Annotated in this window: 16 protein-coding genes; 2 read left to right on the top strand and 14 right to left on the bottom strand. The window is 47.1% G+C overall.

The window, feature by feature from the left end:
* Nucleotides 1–23 precede the first annotated feature (23 nt).
* From recJ to PIL01S_RS17430, 5 genes are all read right to left on the bottom strand, one after another.
* The gene (gene recJ, locus PIL01S_RS17450; RefSeq protein WP_127538621.1) at nt 24–2,432 is read right to left on the bottom strand and encodes a single-stranded-DNA-specific exonuclease RecJ; all 2,409 of its coding nucleotides are present in this window, start codon (nt 2,430–2,432) and stop codon (nt 24–26) included.
* A 40-nt stretch (nt 2,433–2,472) separates the two neighbouring features.
* Complete coding sequence (locus tag PIL01S_RS17445; RefSeq protein ID WP_127538620.1) at nt 2,473–3,438, bottom strand: cation diffusion facilitator family transporter; 966 nt, start codon at nt 3,436–3,438, stop codon at nt 2,473–2,475.
* 73 nt (nt 3,439–3,511) lie between these two features.
* Complete coding sequence (secF, locus tag PIL01S_RS17440) at nt 3,512–4,420, bottom strand: protein translocase subunit SecF (RefSeq protein WP_127538619.1); 909 nt, start codon at nt 4,418–4,420, stop codon at nt 3,512–3,514.
* Nucleotides 4,410–5,660: a protein translocase subunit SecD gene (gene secD / locus PIL01S_RS17435; RefSeq protein ID WP_095359803.1), complete on the bottom strand. Its 1,251-nt coding sequence runs from the start codon at nt 5,658–5,660 to the stop codon at nt 4,410–4,412. The genes secF and secD overlap by 11 nt, the downstream gene beginning before the upstream one ends.
* A gap of 91 nt (nt 5,661–5,751) precedes the next feature.
* Nucleotides 5,752–5,991, bottom strand: a complete 240-nt coding sequence (locus tag PIL01S_RS17430; protein ID WP_095289489.1) for a post-transcriptional regulator — start codon at nt 5,989–5,991, stop codon at nt 5,752–5,754.
* Between the two features lie 227 nt (nt 5,992–6,218).
* Here PIL01S_RS17430 and spoVB point away from each other — a divergent pair, with 227 nt between their 5' ends.
* Nucleotides 6,219–7,829, top strand: a complete 1,611-nt coding sequence (spoVB, locus tag PIL01S_RS17425) for a stage V sporulation protein B (RefSeq protein WP_127538618.1) — start codon at nt 6,219–6,221, stop codon at nt 7,827–7,829.
* 11 nt (nt 7,830–7,840) lie between these two features.
* Here spoVB and PIL01S_RS17420 read toward each other — a convergent pair whose 3' ends face one another.
* Complete coding sequence (locus tag PIL01S_RS17420; RefSeq protein WP_127538617.1) at nt 7,841–8,581, bottom strand: YetF domain-containing protein; 741 nt, start codon at nt 8,579–8,581, stop codon at nt 7,841–7,843.
* Between the two features lie 183 nt (nt 8,582–8,764).
* On the opposite strand from PIL01S_RS17420, the gene PIL01S_RS17415 reads away from it, so the two are divergent.
* On the top strand, nt 8,765–9,157 hold the full coding sequence (locus tag PIL01S_RS17415) for a TIGR04086 family membrane protein (protein WP_095359806.1): 393 nt from the start codon (nt 8,765–8,767) through the stop codon (nt 9,155–9,157).
* Nucleotides 9,158–9,247: 90 nt separating this feature from the next.
* Here PIL01S_RS17415 and yajC read toward each other — a convergent pair whose 3' ends face one another.
* The 8 genes from yajC to PIL01S_RS17375 form a co-directional block, all read right to left on the bottom strand.
* A complete protein-coding gene (yajC, locus tag PIL01S_RS17410; protein WP_127538616.1) occupies nt 9,248–9,562 on the bottom strand; it encodes a preprotein translocase subunit YajC in 315 nt (104 codons plus the stop codon).
* A 65-nt stretch (nt 9,563–9,627) separates the two neighbouring features.
* Complete coding sequence (gene tgt, locus PIL01S_RS17405; protein ID WP_095289474.1) at nt 9,628–10,764, bottom strand: tRNA guanosine(34) transglycosylase Tgt; 1,137 nt, start codon at nt 10,762–10,764, stop codon at nt 9,628–9,630.
* Nucleotides 10,765–10,817: 53 nt separating this feature from the next.
* Nucleotides 10,818–11,846, bottom strand: a complete 1,029-nt coding sequence (gene queA / locus PIL01S_RS17400; protein WP_127538615.1) for a tRNA preQ1(34) S-adenosylmethionine ribosyltransferase-isomerase QueA — start codon at nt 11,844–11,846, stop codon at nt 10,818–10,820.
* Between the two features lie 7 nt (nt 11,847–11,853).
* Nucleotides 11,854–13,956 (bottom strand): SpoIID/LytB domain-containing protein, encoded by a 2,103-nt coding sequence (locus tag PIL01S_RS17395; protein WP_127538614.1) that lies wholly within the window; start codon nt 13,954–13,956, stop codon nt 11,854–11,856.
* Between the two features lie 75 nt (nt 13,957–14,031).
* Entirely contained in the window at nt 14,032–15,042 is a 1,011-nt protein-coding gene (gene ruvB / locus PIL01S_RS17390) for a Holliday junction branch migration DNA helicase RuvB (protein WP_095289471.1), read from the bottom strand.
* 54 nt (nt 15,043–15,096) lie between these two features.
* Nucleotides 15,097–15,711 (bottom strand): Holliday junction branch migration protein RuvA, encoded by a 615-nt coding sequence (gene ruvA, locus PIL01S_RS17385; protein ID WP_127538613.1) that lies wholly within the window; start codon nt 15,709–15,711, stop codon nt 15,097–15,099.
* Nucleotides 15,708–16,211 carry a crossover junction endodeoxyribonuclease RuvC gene (ruvC, locus tag PIL01S_RS17380; protein ID WP_127538612.1) on the bottom strand — a complete coding sequence of 168 codons (504 nt, stop codon included), beginning with the start codon at nt 16,209–16,211 and terminating at the stop codon, nt 15,708–15,710. The genes ruvA and ruvC overlap by 4 nt, the downstream gene beginning before the upstream one ends.
* A 240-nt stretch (nt 16,212–16,451) precedes the next feature.
* A complete protein-coding gene (locus tag PIL01S_RS17375) occupies nt 16,452–17,144 on the bottom strand; it encodes a BofC C-terminal domain-containing protein (RefSeq protein WP_127538611.1) in 693 nt (230 codons plus the stop codon).
* Nucleotides 17,145–17,301 lie beyond the last annotated feature (157 nt).

Genomic DNA, 17,301 nt, shown 5'->3' with positions numbered 1-17,301 from the left:
TAAAATAAATACACAACTTCCATCTAAGATACGCCCTTCATCCGGGATATCATCCATTGTGTCAGCTGCGGTGTAGATGCATCCAGCAGTACCTGTTCTGTCTCGGCCATATTTTCCAATGCCTGATAATGACGGGACGAGGCCAGATCGCGTTTGGGCGGGTTATCCACAAACGATATTTTGCCATCCTTGCGGGTGATGAACGATAACTCTTCAAACACATCCAGCATCATGGTAATCATACGCGGCGAACATCCACACTGACGACTGAGCACAGGAGTAATCTCTTGTTCCTCTACCGGTTCAGCTCTCCATTTCGACACCAGCATATAAATACGCTTGAAGAGGTCTCTGGAGGGCATCTGAAGGCGATCTCGGCGGTTGCCTGATCCGTGCAGAAGGATGATATTCTCGGCTCCGCTGAACATGGCCAGCATGGCATCAAGTTGTTCCGGGGTTTCCGGCGTATCAAACACAAATAACGTCCGGACCTGTTCCTGTCCATAATGCTGCGCAGCAGCATTATACGGAAACAACCCGACCTTTCTATCATATACCCAAAGGCACGGTTCATACAATGAATTTCCCTCAGAAACATGGATATCCTTCCGGACAATCGCACCTATTGAGCCAGATGTATACCTTAGATGTACTTCAAGTGAATCAAGGAACTGTTTCATCGTGTTAAGTGGATCGGCGTTCCCACGCAAATCGAAGACTTGAGCATGTGGAACATGAATGTCCTGAAGCATCAATTGCGGTTTGCGCATCCCGTTCCATTCATTGATGGACAATTCGCCCATTACATCAATAAGAGTACCCACAGGTAAAAATTCGGCTAAAGCTCCCTTGCCAAAGGCAACCGTTTCGAGCTGCTGGCCGTCTTGTTCGAGAACCAGTTTCAGATGTCGTTTCTCCCGGCCCATCGTTCGTGTTTCTTTTACCATGACATTCCTCAAAACAAAACGAGGCGAAGGATTGCTCATGCCGAAAGGTTGAAGTCTGTCAATTTCCTGAATGACTTTCAGCGGCACGTCACTAATTCTACACTCGTCATCTGCCCGTCGCTCAGGCATAAAATCCGCTTCCGTCAGAACGGCGGCTGCAAACTCATTCAACCCCGATTCCAGTTCTTCCAGCTGATCCCGATGAAGAGTCATGCCTGCTGCTGCCGGATGTCCACCGTAGTGGTCCATTGTATGTTTACAAGCGGTAAGTGCCTCATAGATATCCAGGCCATCAATGGAGCGGGCAGAGCCTTTGCATACACCCGTCTGAGGGTCTATTCCCAAGATGAGTGTCGGACGATAATAGCGTTCCAGTATTTTGGAAGCCACGATGCCCACAACCCCCACATTCCAGCCTTCTCCCGCAAGAACGATCACATCGGGAACTTTGCCGGAACGCAGCTGAATTTTTTGTTCCAACTGCGCGCTGGCTTCCTGGACAATGCCCTCGACGACCTGCTGCCGTTCCCGATTCAACAGATCGAGTTGGCCTGCAAGCATATGAGCCTCATCCAGATTCTCGGTTGTAAGAAGCGAAACAGCTCTGCCTGCATGATCTAAACGACCACTGGCATTAATACGGGGAGCCATCGCAAAGGCAATGTTCACCGATGTAACCTGGCTTTGATCCACGCCGCTAATCTCAAGTAGCGCACTTATGCCTGGCAGACGTGATCCCCGCATGGACTCAACGCCATAACTGACAATAACCCGATTCTCTCCTTCAAGCGGCATGAGATCGGCGACGGTGCCAATGGCAGCAATCTCCATCCATTCGCCGGGCACCTCACCGATCAGGGCTTGGGCCAGTTTCAAGGCTACTCCCGCACCGGCCAAGCCTTTGAAAGGATAGGGACAATCGGGAAGTTTGGGATTAATCAAAGCAAACGCTTCTGGAAGAGTCTCAGGCGGTTCATGATGGTCTGTTACGATGACTTCCATTCCAAGTGTTGCCGCATATGCAATTTGATCTACCGCACTGATTCCTGTATCAACCGTAATAATTAGAGTAACCCCTTGCTGATGAGCCCAGTCCAGCGCATGATTGTGCAATCCATAACCTTCATTGGACCGATGAGGGATGTAGATATCATAGGATGCCCCAAGATGCCGCATTAAATGGATCATCAGCGAAGTACTGGACACACCATCTGCATCGTAATCTCCATAAATTAAAATATGTTCACCACGCTCGAGCGCAAGCCGGATACGGGGTACAGCTTCCTTCATGCCCCGAAGCAGATAAGGATCATGCATCTGCCCCAGATCGGGATGAAGAAACCGCTCTGCCTCAGTTTCATTATGGACTCCCCGGCTAACCAGCAAACGTCCAACAAGTGCTGAAACGGAAAGCGCCTGCGAGAGTCCCGCAGCCGCCTCCAAATCGATATTCGGTGTGTTCCACCGGTATTGCGAATAAAGCAATGATAACGCTCCTTTCCTGATCTACGGGACCCGCGCTTCATTACTGAATTAATGTCGCTTCATGATCGGGGAGTTCATGATTGGATTTGTAAGGATATCCCGGATCATAAGGGATAGCCTGGATTTGTACTTCTTTTACATGACTAAACCGGGTTAATAGCAAGGTCTTGGCCCGATTGGCAATTTCCTGTGCTTCCAGCACCGAAATTCTCGGATTCACACTAATGACCAATTCAACGGTTACAGCATGTTCCTGTTCCCGGGCAGTCAGATGTTCAATCGTAATAACACCATAAACCCGTTGTACCGTTTCCTTGAAATCCATGGCCTCTTCCTGTTCCAGTTCCTGAACGAGCGAGCCATAGACGGTATCTACAATCATACGGTAACCCTTATGAAGGACGAAGCAGGAAGCAATAAGTGCAGCGGCTGAGTCCATATACAACAGAACATGAATCCCCATCGTTTCACCAGCCATTGAACCTGCAATGCCTACGAGTACGGTGAGAGAACAATAGAGCGCACGGCGATGTTCCTGAGCATAGGACAGTGCCTGCGACTGATTGCGCCTGCGGTAATATCGATATTGAAATTGGAAAATAGCTTCTTTCACAGCAAGTGCAGCAAAAGCTGCGATAAGTGCATGATCGTATTTTGCCGATTCGCCAGGCTCATCCCCGGTCAATCCGGTCAGAGCAGAGATTGCAATCTGAAGCCCTCCCATAAGGATCAGGACGGACAGCAGCACCGTAATCCCGGGCCTCGCCATGCGCGAATGCTCTCTGGCCTTCTCCCTGCGAGCTTTATTCCTATCCTGTACAGACTTCGAGGGGAAGAGACCTGCCAGTGAGGAAGCAGCTTCCGAGGCAGAATACAGACCATCGGCAAGCAGCGATTTGCTGTTCGCCATATAACCGACGCCAGCCTTAATCACTGCAAGTGCCATATTCCCGGCAATACCACTCCACGTTGCCGATTGAGCAGCTGGAATACGTTCTCTGGTCATGAAAATTCCCCCTTAATCCTGTACGTAAAGTTGCAAAACCGCGCCTGACAGACGCGGCTTGCAAATAAGATGTTTAGTTGGATGCTTTGGCTGCCGTTTTCGGCTTGTCCACTTGTTTTCCTTTGAGAGCCAGCCATAGTGGTGCTGCGATGAAGATGGATGAATATGCACCGAACAGTGTCCCGATTACCATCGCAAGCGAGAACATGCGAATGGACTCTCCACCGAAGATAAACAAACAGATGGATGCCGCAAACACTGTAAATGTCGTGTTCAATGAGCGTGTCATCGTTTGAGCCAAACTGCGGTTTACCACTTCACGCAAGTCGGCTTTTGTTGTTTTCTTGGCGAAACGCAGGTTCTCCCGAATACGGTCAAAAATAACAATGGTATCGTTAATGGAGAAACCGACAATCGTCAATACAGCGGTAATAAAGGTCAGATCCACTTCCAAACGGAAGATGGAGAACACACTAATGACGACAAATGCATCATGGAAGAGCGCAATAACGGCTGCCAGTCCAAAACGCCACTCGAAACGGATTGCAACATAGATCATGATCCCGATACTTGCGATAAGGACCGCATAGATAGCGTTACGTTCGAGTTCTTTGGCCATTTCCGGGTCTACGGTATTGACTTCATAAGAAGCTTCCGGGTCCAGCTTGGTGAACTCCTCTTTGAACTTGCTCTCTTGTGTCTCATCCAATACGTTGGAGAAACGAACGTTAACTCGGTCGGCACCTGGCGTAATATTTACATCGCCTTCATTGACACCAATGTCTTCGATAATCGGAGTAATTTGTTCTGAAGTAATTGCCTTGGAAACGGTAATGTCCACATTCGAACCTGAGCGGAAATCAACCGCATAATTTAATCCAAGGGAGAACAAACTGATAATTCCTGCCAAAGTCAAAATAATGGAGAACGTATAGGCAATTTTACTGCCTTTAATATAATCATAGTTCCAATTAAAGCGCACGAATTTCACTCTCCTTCACTCCGAAGTACTTAGGCTTCTTCAACACGTTAGCCCGCACAAGCAGGGTCAACAGGAAGCGGGAGAAGAAAATATTCGTGATAATGCTGGTGACGATGTCAAAAATCAGCACGAGCGCGAAACCTTTGACTGCGCCTGTACCCAGGAAAAACATAACGGCCGCAGCAATGATGGTTGTGATATTGGAGTCGATAATGGTACGGAAGGAATGCTTGCTTCCTGCCTTAACTGACGACAGAATCGATTTACCACTCCGCATTTCTTCCTTAATCCGCTCGTACGTAATGATGTTGGCGTCAACCGCCATCCCTATACCCAGGATAAATGCTGCAATACCCGGAAGGGTAAGCACAAATTCTCCCATATAGAAGATCGCAAGTACCAGCCACGTATGTGTAATCAAGGCAAAGCTTGCAATGATCCCCGGTATGCGGTACAGACCAATCATGAACACTAAAATAATAACGGAACCGATCAAGCCCGCTTTAATCGTTTGGTCGAGAGACAATTTACCCAGCGTTGCTCCAACGCTTTGCGAGTATTTCTCTGTAAGTTTCAGAGGAAGTGCACCCAGGTTAATGGTGTCACGCAGCTGATTCGCTTCCTCACGTGTGTAATTACCAGTAATCTGTGCCGAACCATCAGTCAATTGCTGTTGTACGGTTGGGGCAGAGAGCAGCTGATCATCCAGATAGATGGCAAGAGGTTGTCCGATGAGACGTTTGGTAACTTCCGAGAACTTCGCTTTATCTTTGACCTGGATATCGATCATTGGTTCATTCAGCTGATTGAAAGTCACCTTTGCACCGTTCTCAACAAATTCGTTTCCTCGAAGCTCAATCTTCGTATACTCGCCTTCCTTGTCATTCTCTCCTTTACTACGGAAAGTCAGGACGGCAGGTTCTTTCATTTTGGCTCTAACTTCTTCCTCGTCTGTAACACCAGCCAATTTCAAACGAATCCGGTTGGTTCCTTCTGTGGTTACTTCCGGCTCGCTTGTTCCGAGCGCATTGGCACGGCTCTCCAGACTTCTTGCAGTTTGTACCAAAGAGGCTTTGGTAACTTGCTGCCCTTGTTCCAGCGGCTCTGCTTCATATAAGATCTCGTAGCCTCCCTTTAAATCGAGGCCCAAGCGAATATTTTTGAGCAGGCCCGGACTTGTGCCCAACATGACTCCTGTGGTCACAAGCACGACCAGAATGAAACTGACAATTCTCTTCATGCCGTTCCTAGATCCCCCTTCATTCTCAATATTCCTATTATAGCGATGCCGTAAAAAGCAGTCAATTTCCAACACAAAAAGATCCCTTTCGTTAGAAAGAGGACCCCCGGTATGCAGAAACGGTCATAAAGTTCATAAAGCTTGTTGCTTTCAGTGACAAAATGTCGTTCACCAATTGGTGAAGCGGTGGAATGCCCTGTTTTTCATATTTATGACTAACGCAATTCCAGACATCTTTGCTGGTCACATATTCGTACCCGACGAGCCTTAATTCCTCCGCCTTGCTGCGACATAACATCTCAATGGATTCTTCCAGCTCCATATCGTTCATTTCTTCCAAGCGGGGAGCGCCTCCCTTCTTACGCACAAGCCTTTATGCGGCATCAATATTACATAATTCGACTTCATACATTCAGATTCCTGCTTGCCCGATCTGGATCTTTTTGTTAATGGAGTCCAAGTTGTCATGAGAAGACAGTGGACTGGCATAGGATGAAGAACAACGGCTTTGTCCCGTTTACGAGACCTGTTACTTTCAACCGGGAAAGAGGGGTAGTTTTGAAGAAACAGACATTTATCCAGGGAGCCATGATCCTGCTTGCTGCAGGCATTATTAATCGTATTCTCGGTTTTATCCCCCGTATTGCGCTGCCTCGCGTAATCGGAGCAGAAGGGGTTGGTTTGTATCAGCTGAGCTATCCTTTCTTCATCGTACTTGTGACATTGATTACCGGAGGCATACCGCTCGCCGTAGCCAAACTCGTTGCCGAAGCAGATACAGGGGCCAACCGCTATTCTCCCCAGCGCATATTACAGATTAGTCTAAGCTTCACCTTGACCTTGGGCGTTGTTTTCATGTTTCTGTGCATTGTCTTTGCCCCGTGGGTTACACGTTATGTTCTAACGGATGAGAGGGTGTATCATACGTTTGTAAGCATGAGTCCGATGATTGCGATCATAGCCGTATCCGCGGTGTATCGCGGGTATTTTCAGGGTAAGCAGAATATGATTCCTACTGCCGCTTCCTCCATTACGGAAACCATTGTACGCATTATTTGCGTGATCTGGTTCTCCTGGCTGCTTCTCCCACAAGGTATTGCCCAGGCAGCAGCAGGGGCCATGCTCGGAGCACTCGTCGGTGAATTTGTAGGCATGCTTGTACTGCTATGGAATTATAACAGACATAAAAAGGATCCTGCACGCTCCAATCATCTGATCCCACCAAATGCAAATGTGCCTTCACCCGCACTACCCGTTGATTCAAATGCATCACAAACAGGATTGATCAGACGCCTCCTGGCCATCTCTGTACCCGTAACAGCAGGCAGACTTGTAGGCTCACTTTCCTACCTTGCTGAAACCATTGTCACCGCTCAGAGTCTGGCTCTTGCAGGCATATCCCGTGGACTGGCGACCGCTCAATATGGTGCGTTACAAGGCATGATCATTCCGCTGCTGCTTCTGCCGGGTGCACTCACTTCATCACTTGCCACATCACTTGTTCCCTCCCTGTCTGAAGCATCCGCACAGGGGGATCGGGCGCTCATCCATAAACGGATGCACCAGGCACTGCGGCTTGCCCTCGTCACAGGTGCCCCTTTTTCTGTTTTTATGTATGTGCTTGCCGAACCGATGTGCTTAGTACTGTATAATGATGCATCGATTGGAAGCATGCTTAAACTTATGGCTCCTTTTGCTCTGTTTATCTACATCCAGGCACCTCTTCAAGCTGCTCTGCAGGCACTGGATCGTCCAGGAAAAGCTCTTCTCAATACATTTATCGGTGCGGCCATTAAAATCACTTTGATTTTGCTGCTAGCATCCAAACCTGAATACGGCATTTTTGGTGCAGTGATTGCGATCTGTGTGAACTCAACTGTGGTTACTCTTTTACATGCCAGAAGTGTGCGCAATTTGCTTCAGTTCCGGTTCAAATGGATGGATTGGGTCAAAACAGCAACCGGTATGGTTATTATGGGAGCAGCAACCCTTTTGGTTTATGAACATACGGCCATTTTGCTGCCCTTCTGGCTGAGAATGATCCTTGCCCCTCTTGCTGGTCTCATTGTTTATTTTATTGTGATGGGCATGACCCGCATGATAGACTTTCACGATCTCTCCCGGATGCCGATCATTGGTTCCTGGTTCCAAAGACGTTCTCGGAAATAAGAAGACTATCGCTATTTTTTATCATCCTTCAGGCTTACGAATACTTTGCCATTATGGTCGATGGAGCATATAAACACATCCTTAAAATCGAGCACACCCTTCTGTTGTATCTGATTCTTCAGCCAAAAACGTGTTTTCTGGATCAGCTCCAAATTTTGGTCTTGGACTTTACCATCCATAATTAACGGCAGGGGGAGACCCTCATATTTAATATTTTGAAAGCCATCAATCTTGTCCTGCCTAGGCTTTTTCATATTATTTTGCGATGAACTGTATCCTTGGCCCGAAGAAGAGTTATTCATGGGGATAACGGTTAATTTCCCGGTCGTTTCCAAAATGGCAAATTCGACTTCACCAATACTATCGATATTCTGTTCACGCAACTGCAGCAGCAGGTCATCCAAATTATACCGCTGTTTGCGCATTTCATCGCGATGCAGTGTACCTTTGGAGATGAGTACCGTCGGTTTGCCATCAATCATGAGTCGTAAACGACGGCTCTTGAGACTTAGAAAAGCCATGCCAATCTGAACAACAAGTACGGTCACCATGGGCACAATGCCGTGAGACAACGGCTTATCCGTATCCTCAATGACAAATGCTGCTATCTCGGCAAGCATAATGGACACAACCAGATCAAACATGGACAGCTTGCCTATTTCCCTTTTACCCATAACCCGAATAGCTCCATAGACGATAAAATACATGAGAATCGTTCGAAAAATATGTGCTCCTATATCCGAAAAACTCATAACATGCTCCCTCCTTCACATCTGGTTTACAAACAGATACCTGAAGCGTAATCCCTATTTTGACCGGAACCAGATATGCTCATGCGAGTCTTGATTGTTCATTTAATGGAAAATTCAGTTCATAACTACAGAGGCTTGACCATACAATGTAATAATTTCAAACTTGTACAAGGGGGTTGCTTCATGCAGCTGATTCGCCGAGTGATTTCGTTTCGAATGTCCAACCCGATTTTGTCGGGCCTCTGCCATGCTTTTGTATGGATGTTACTGGGAGCGTTAATCCTCTCCCTCTTTCTCTGGATGAGCAGCATGCGGGAGCAAGAACTTTCGCTTTACACGTATGTCGTTCATGGCTTGTCTTTGCTGGTTGGAGGATTTGTAGCGGGAAAACGGTCTGGCGAAAAAGGCTGGTACCATGGAGGGCTAACCGGTATCATTTATGGATTGATCGTATTGCTTATTGGTTTCCTCGCTTTGGATGCTTCATTCAATTGGAAAGACAGTCTGCAGCTTGCAAGCGCATTTCTGATTTCGGCACTCGGAGGAATTTTCGGGGTGAATACACACAGATCGTAGAAAGTTTGAATCTTATGACCTTACAGAGAAAAAGAAAAAGAGAACCGGGCCTCCTAAGAGATCCGGTTCTCTGCAACAAACTAGAATAATCTATTCAACAGCGGTTTCGCGACTCACTGCACTGCTGATCGCATTACGGTCAAATGTAAGCTTAGTTACATCGTTTACACGAAGTACAACAACATCGTCCGTAATTTCAGCGATTGTACCGTGAAGGCCACCGATCGTTACAATTTTATCGCCCTTTTTCAACTGGTTCAGCATCGCATTGCGCTGCTTTTGCTTTTTGTTCTGTGGACGAATCATCAAGAAGTAGAAAATCGCAACCATGAGTACCAAAGGTACGATCAAAGATACAATTCCACCGCCTGGATTGGCCGCTGTCAAAGGCATTCCCTGAAACATTTAAACTCCCCCTTATCGACTATACTTACAAATACTACGCGTTTCTCCGGTTCTGCAAAACCTGATCAGAAACCTTTGTCATTGTCATGAAGACCATATTGATCGAAAAATTCATCACGGAAATCAAGCAAACGATCTTCCATTATGGCTTTGCGCACATTGCGCATCAAATTCTGCAAGAAATGAAGATTATGAATGGTCGTCAAACGCAAGCCAAATGTTTCATCCGCTTTGATCAAATGACGCAGGTAAGCTCTGGAGTAGTTACGACAAGTGTAGCAATCGCATTCAGGATCCAGTGGACCAAAATCGGTTGCAAACTTGGCGTTACGAACAACGAGTCGTCCCTGACTTGTCATTGTTGTTCCGTTACGGGCAATCCGGGTAGGCAGGACACAGTCGAACATGTCCACTCCACGAATCGATCCCTCAATCAATGCATCGGGCGAACCTACTCCCATCAAGTAACGTGGTTTATTGGAAGGTAACAGCGGTACTGTGTAATCCAATACGCCATACATCAAATGTTTCGGCTCTCCAACACTCAGTCCACCAATAGCATACCCCGGGAAATCCATGGAAGTCAAATCTGCGGCGCTCTGACGACGCAAATCCTCGTGCATGCCTCCCTGTACGATGGCAAACAGGCCTTGATCATGCGGACGAGCATGACTTTCGAGGCAGCGTTCCGCCCAGCGGCTCGTTCTTTCGAGTGATTTTTTTACATATTCATATTCAGCCGGATACGGAGGACATTCATCGAATGCCATCATAATATCGGAACCGAGCGCGTTCTGTACTTCCATGGCCACCTCAGGAGAAAGGAACTTCTTGTCTCCATTCAGGTGGGAACGGAAGTGAACACCTTCTTCTGTAATTTTGCGCATCTCGCTGAGGGAAAACACCTGAAACCCGCCGCTGTCCGTCAGAATCGGCCGATCCCAGTTCATGAACTTGTGCAGACCGCCGGCTTGGCGAACAATCTCATGTCCTGGTCTGAGGAACAGGTGATAGGTATTGCTCAGAATAATCTGTGCATCCATCTCCTTCAACTCTTCAGGACTCATTGTTTTTACAGTCGCCTGAGTACCAACAGGCATAAAGGTTGGTGTCTCGATAATACCATGCGGTGTATGTACACGTCCCAGACGCGCACCGGATTGTTTACATGTTTTGATATGTTCATACGTAATTGCTGCCATTGGTTTTAATCATCCTCTAAAATTAATCGTTAGCTTCAGTATGCCTTTGTGAATCAATAGATTAACATGGCATCGCCAAAACTGAAAAAGCGGTATTTCTCTTGAATCGCCTGCTCATATGCATTCATGATATGTTCTCTGCCTGCTAGTGCACTAACTAACATAACAAGTGTCGATTTCGGCAAATGAAAGTTTGTAAGCATGCCATCTATAACTTTGAAATTGTAACCTGGGTAGATAAAGATTTTGGTCCAGCCGCTGCTCTCCTGAAGCACTCCATCTTCAAACTTGCTGCCTACCGTTTCAAGCGTTCGACAGCTCGTCGTTCCTACTGCAAATACACGGTTACCACGTTTCTTCGTTTCGTTAATCAGGTTCGCCGTTTCCTGAGACATGGAGTAATACTCTTCGTGCATCTCATGCTCTTCCACAACATCAACAGACATTGGGCGGAATGTTCCGAGACCAACATGAAGCGTAATGAAAGTAACATTGACGCCTTTGGCACGGATCTGATCCAGCAGCTCATCCGTAAAATGCAGCCCAGCTGTTGGAGCCGCTGCTGATCCTTCGTGCTTTGCATACACCGTCTGGTATCTTTCACGATCATCCAGAGTCTCTTTAATATAAGGAGGCAGTGGCATCTCGCCCAAACGATCCAGGATCTCCTGGAAGATTCCGTTATAGGAGAATGTGAGGGTACGTGCACCCATTTCGCCTTCTTCATCAATAACAGCCTTAAGCTCATCACCGAATACAATAACTGAACCGGCTTTCAGCCTCTTCCCTGGTTTGACAAGAGCTTCCCAGCGGTCACCTTCCACATTTTTCAGCAGGAGTACCTCAGCTTTGGCTCCGGTATCTTCTTTTGTACCGAACAGTCTCGCTGGCAATACCCGCGTGTCATTCAATACCAAAGTGTCGCCAGGCTCTAGAAAATTGATGATATCCGGGAACGAGCGATGGTTAACCTCACCGTTCTCCTTGTTCAATGTCAGCAGTCGCGATGCCGTACGATCAAGCAAAGGCGTCTGTGCAATCAACTGCTCTGGTAATTCAAAATCATATAAGTTCACATTCATTTTCAATTCATTCCTTAACAATAGTCGCATTTTGATAATAGTGTTTCAATATTGTCTGGTAATCATACCCTTCATCTGCCATACCTTTGGCACCCCATTGAGACAAGCCCAATCCGTGACCATTACCTTGGCCGATAAACATGAAGGTTTGACCCTGAGTTACTGCTCTGGCTTGACCATCACCGCTCATAACGACAAGAGCATTGCCGGATGATGTTCCCGTTCCGGAAGCGGACAACACAGCAGCACCTTTTGATCCGGTTTTGCTTGAGGTTTGCCCGTCAGCGCCTAATACAGTATAACTTCCGGTCCCTGCAATATCAAATAAAGTACTCGGCAACCCTCCAAGTGCAGAACGATATGTATCTGCATATTTGACTGTCAAAGGCTGTCCATTCGCACTCACTTCAAGAGCTCTTCCTGAAGGTCCACGCTTGGTGACTTCTAAGGTAGAGATGGATGCCGGAACGGTGGTCGTTGTTTTTCCTTGTAACGCTTTAACCAACGCTGCGGAAGTAAATGGTCCTCTTACCCACGCGTAATCATTGGACTGAGCCACTTTCGCCAAAACAACAGCCTCCGTGCCCGGGTTCATTTTGGCCACAGGTTCAACCGTGGATTGAATCAGTGGAATGGGACGTACGTTGGTGTTTTGGGCAGTGACTGTGACTTTGGACAATCCTGCTTCTGTTTTAGTCGTCAATTCTTTTACATTATCCTCACGGATATATCCACTAACCCCTGAGCTTAGCAGTACATGGTACCATGTGTGTAAACCTGCCTGAGCTGACGCATCTCCAGGGCTGTCCACATTACTGAATACGCCTGCTCCCCCGTTCCATACTTCGGATGGGTGAGCCGTTTGGCCCCCAGCATTGGAAGAGAACACAGCTTCAACGATTTTACCGCCGCTTTTGATGACTTCACCTGCTGTTGCATCTACTGCACTTGTTACTTTATCGTTCTCCGAGCCTATTCCGTTATACGCTTGGCTGAGTGTCGTATCCACAACATTGGCGATTTTGAATCGCTCTCCCTGTTGAAGTGCATAAGAGCGAGCTGCGACGGCCTGAACTTTCAGAGCCTCTGCCGGCCAGGATGAATATACTTCAGCTCCTACAACCGAGTATAGATACTGCTCAAGCGGGACAACGTTGACCAAAGCCAAATCTCCGCCTACGATACTAACTTCCATGTCCCCCCGGTATGTCCGCGCTGAACGCTCCAACACTTTAATCCCACTTCCATCACCCTGCACATAAGCTTTTGCTTCACTACCTGCAATTGTGTAATGTGGAGCAGTTTTCAGCGTATCTGTGCTGAGTCCCGCATCCTGTCGGATCATGAGCACATTGCTGTCAGATACTGACGACAAGCTCACGCCCGGTGCCTTGACTTCCACCGTTTTTTTCAATGCTGCTAGTTCGGCGTCCGTTACCGCTTCCCCAACCCACACTGAATATCCTTGAGCCCCACCACTTAACTGCAATACGGTAATGGCATTGATTCCAGCGGCTAAGAGCGATTCCTGTGCAGCCTCAGCTTCCTGAAGCGAACTGTAGCTTCCTGCTGACAAATGTTTGTTTCCAGTTACCACCGGTTTTTGACCGCCGAGCCCGGCTGCTGCCACCTTTTGCACTCGTGCAACGGCTTGTGTAGCCAAAGCTTCTGTCGCATAATTTCCTGTGTAAAGTTGATACGTGGCCTTACCGCTCAGCGTCGTTGTGAACAGCAATGGTTTATCACTAGTCGCCTGCAACAATTTTGCTGCTGCTGCAGCAGTCTTGAAGTCCCCGGTTTCCAGCACTTTCACACGAAAGCCATCTGCACTGAAGCGAATTTGACCAGCAGGAAGTGTGACTCCCGCCCCACTCTCTGATCCAATGCTCCAATTACCGGTTGATTCAAGTGTAATGAGAGGGGTTGTTGACTTATATGTGCTCCCCAGATTCGCAAACATGGCTACCCGAATCATCTGCCCGTTACTCTCTGCAGCAAAAGCGGGCACTTGCAGACATCCCACTGTTAAAAGTGCAGCAGCCAATACCTTTAACCGCCGACTCCACTTCTTCTTTTGTAATGCTTTTCCCACGTTCAAACTCCTCTCCATGCTGTTTCTACACGTTATATCGGGAAGTTTTCATAAAAACTTCAATTTGGTTTTTTAAGAACTACAGAACCTGGTTTACTTTCCGTCCCTCGGTGGTATAGGCAAACCAAGATGATGATAAGCCAGATCCGTAACAACCCTGCCTCTTGGTGTACGTTGAATCATACCGATTTGCAGAAGATAAGGCTCATAGACATCCTCAATCGTCTGACTTTCTTCACCAATCGTAGCTGCTATCGTATCCAGTCCAACGGGTCCTCCGCGGAAACTGTTAATCATAGATGTAAGCATCTTGTGATCAATCTCGTCCAAGCCGCGCGGGTCAATCTGAAGTCGTTTCAACGCTTCTTCAGCCAGTGCCTGGGTAATGATTCCATCGCCCCTTACCTGGGCAAAGTCACGTACCCGTTTTAGCAAACGATTGGCAATTCGCGGTGTCCCGCGTGATCGGAGAGCAATCTCTTCTGCAGCATCGCCAACAATTTCGACGCCCAAAATTTCCGTAGATCGTGAGACGATATAAGCGAGCTCATCCACGGTATAAAACTCCAACCGACTGATTACACCAAACCGGTCTCGAAGTGGTGCAGACAGCAATCCAGCGCGTGTTGTAGCCCCAATCAAGGTGAATGGTGGAAGGTCCAATCGCACGGAACGCGCACTTGGACCTTTTCCGATCATAATATCAAGGGCAGAGTCCTCCATGGCTGGGTACATTACTTCTTCAACGGTACGATGCAGACGATGGATCTCGTCAATAAACAGAACATCGCCTTCCTGCAGATTCGTCAGCAGTGCAGCGAGATCACCCGGTCGTTCAATCGCCGGTCCCGATGTGGTACGCAAGTTTACGCCCAATTCGTTGGCAACGATATTGGCAAGTGTCGTTTTACCAAGTCCTGGCGGACCGTAAAGCAGCACATGATCCAATGCTTCATTGCGTAATTTGGCAGCTTCAATATATATTTTCAAATTTTCCTTAACCTTGTTTTGCCCGATATATTCATTCAGATACCGGGGACGGAGACTCAGTTCAACATTCTGATCCTCCATCATCAGGTTAGCGGAAATAATCCGGTCATCCATGTTCATCCCTACCTTTTTTTGTGCGGGCTACTGCCATTATATATGCAAATTCAACTATCCGGTAAACAGCATTTGCAGCGCACGTTTCATCAACACATCAACAGAATCAGCCGATGTTACATCCTTTTTCAATTTCAGCCACACTTTATCTAGCTCACTGTCTGTATAACCGAGAGCCTTCAAACCGTCCCGAGCCTCATCCCAGGCCGAACCGCTTCCCGCTTCTTCAGAAGGTGGGGCAAACAAGCCTGTAGCATAAGCCGCTGCTCCAAACCCGTCCAGCTTGTCTTTCAAATCCAAAATCATGCGTTGTGCTGTCTTTTTGCCGATACCCGGCAGCTTCGTCAGGAACGTCAGGTTCTCCTGGTAGATCGCTGTAACGACATGGTCTGGCGTACCACCGGCCAATATACCCAGTGCCACCTTTGGTCCGATACCAGATACTTCAATTAGTTTGCGGAACAAACGCTGTTCTTCCCGTGTAACAAACCCAAACAGCAGCATCGCGTCTTCACGCACATGATGGTGAGTATACACTATGATCTCGCCTTCCTGCTTCGCAAACGCAAACGGATTGGGACAGAATACGCGGTATCCCACGCCATGAACATCCAGCACAATATAGTCATTCTCTACATGTACGAACTGTCCTCTTAGAAAATCAATCATTTTCGCAATACCTCATTCAACTTGGAATTTAATGTATATGAGTGCGCGTGACATACAGCCACAGCCAGAGCATCCGCTACGTCATCAGGCTTCGGTATAACCTGCAAACGCAAAAACATTTTGACCATTTCCTGAACCTGCCGCTTTTCTGCCTTACCGTATCCTACAATAGCCTGTTTAATCTGCATTGGAGTATACTCCGCTATAGGCAATCCCTTCTGAGCAGCAGCAAGCACCATGACGCCTCTTGCCTGACTGACAGACATCGCTGTAGTTACATTCCGGTTAAAGAAAAGTTTCTCCAATGCTACTGCATCCGGTTTATATTTATCGATCAACTGCACCATGCCTTCATACACGTGAAGCAGCCGTTCTTCTTCAGGTGTATGGGCTTCAGTCTGAATGCAGCCATATTGTACGGGTACCACTTTACTACCGATCTTATCCACAAATCCAAAACCGACAATCGCAATCCCCGGGTCTATTCCCAAAAAACGCAAAACCATCTCTCCCTTACAATAAAGCGAACATATGTATCGTTCATTTCATTATAACAAAAGATAGACCCTGCGACAGGAAAAACTTTGTCTATTCTCAGGAGTGCATGGTTCGGCATCATACTGGCTTTCCTGCACGATATGCTTGTCCTTGTCGACTCGTTATTTTTACTACGACAAAAAGGACATCTCTCGATGTCCCATGATTGATCTCTCAGTATGACCACTTTGGATGTTATCCATTTATCCGCCATTTCGAAGCTCTTCTTTATGTGGTCCATCAATGGCATAATCACTAAAAGTCGAAATCACGCTGTTATATTCATCCTTGTCTTGTACACGGATACCTTGCTGTAGCTGCTCAAGTACCCCTTCAGGCAAAGAACTCTCCAGCGATCCGACGTCCATTTGAAAAAAAGTGCGAATTACTTTTTCTTCTGCAGGTCGACCTTCGTAAAGATTAAGATTACCAACCGCATCCACACTGATATATGCCTGTTCCTTGCATAGCGGTGAAAGATCATCTACTTGTTTCTTAATTTGCAATGTATCAGTAGTCACTACCTCAGCCTCCCACTCCGGATGCTGTTGAAGTAACACTTTTAATTGAGGTAGGGCCATTTTCCCCAATTGTTCCGTTTCAATTCCGCAAATATAATGCGTCTCCATAACCACAGAAGTTAAACGATCCGTCTCTGACCCAAGCCGTCCCAATATACTTTGTACCTCTTCTTCGGAACGTTCTTCCGTGACTGGAGCCATAGCCGTAGTGGCCTCACTGAAGTTAGTGGTTAACAACCGCTCAATGTGAGATGAAATCGACAACCCGCTGTATGCCAGGATAGTAATAGCCACCAATGAGGCAGCCATCCATGCCGTTCGTTTCCAACGCCGCCATCGTCTTTTAAACTGTTTTCTGAATTTAAACGTGTTCACATGAACCCCTTCTATCACTTTTTTAAACCTAGTGTGACCGAAAGGATTATGCTTTATGCAAAATTAACCCAATATGAAAAGCCAAAGTACTTTCCTCATTATTTTAGAAAACATAAAAGTGGACTATCTATAGTAAGATAGTCCACTTCTTAAGATC

The sequence above is a fragment of the Paenibacillus illinoisensis NBRC 15959 genome, assembly GCF_004000925.1.
GTDB classification, from domain to species: domain Bacteria; phylum Bacillota; class Bacilli; order Paenibacillales; family Paenibacillaceae; genus Paenibacillus; species Paenibacillus illinoisensis.
Note: the sequence above shows the minus strand (reverse complement) of the source record. Positions and strands in the feature narration are given on the sequence as shown.

Excerpts from the sequence above, each read along its gene's own strand:
- PIL01S_RS17445 (WP_127538620.1), bottom strand. The coding sequence starts at position 3,438 with ATGACCAGAGAACGTATTCCAGCTGCTCAATCGGCAACGTGGAGTGGT.
- secD (WP_095359803.1), bottom strand. The coding sequence starts at position 5,660 with ATGAAGAGAATTGTCAGTTTCATTCTGGTCGTGCTTGTGACCACAGGA.
- PIL01S_RS17430 (WP_095289489.1), bottom strand. The coding sequence starts at position 5,991 with ATGAACGATATGGAGCTGGAAGAATCCATTGAGATGTTATGTCGCAGC.
- PIL01S_RS17420 (WP_127538617.1), bottom strand. The coding sequence starts at position 8,581 with ATGAGTTTTTCGGATATAGGAGCACATATTTTTCGAACGATTCTCATG.
- PIL01S_RS17415 (WP_095359806.1), top strand. The coding sequence starts at position 8,765 with ATGCAGCTGATTCGCCGAGTGATTTCGTTTCGAATGTCCAACCCGATT.
- yajC (WP_127538616.1), bottom strand. The coding sequence starts at position 9,562 with ATGTTTCAGGGAATGCCTTTGACAGCGGCCAATCCAGGCGGTGGAATT.
- tgt (WP_095289474.1), bottom strand. The coding sequence starts at position 10,764 with ATGGCAGCAATTACGTATGAACATATCAAAACATGTAAACAATCCGGT.
- queA (WP_127538615.1), bottom strand. The coding sequence starts at position 11,846 with ATGAATGTGAACTTATATGATTTTGAATTACCAGAGCAGTTGATTGCA.
- PIL01S_RS17395 (WP_127538614.1), bottom strand. The coding sequence starts at position 13,956 with ATGGAGAGGAGTTTGAACGTGGGAAAAGCATTACAAAAGAAGAAGTGG.
- ruvB (WP_095289471.1), bottom strand. The coding sequence starts at position 15,042 with ATGGATGACCGGATTATTTCCGCTAACCTGATGATGGAGGATCAGAAT.
- ruvA (WP_127538613.1), bottom strand. The coding sequence starts at position 15,711 with ATGATTGATTTTCTAAGAGGACAGTTCGTACATGTAGAGAATGACTAT.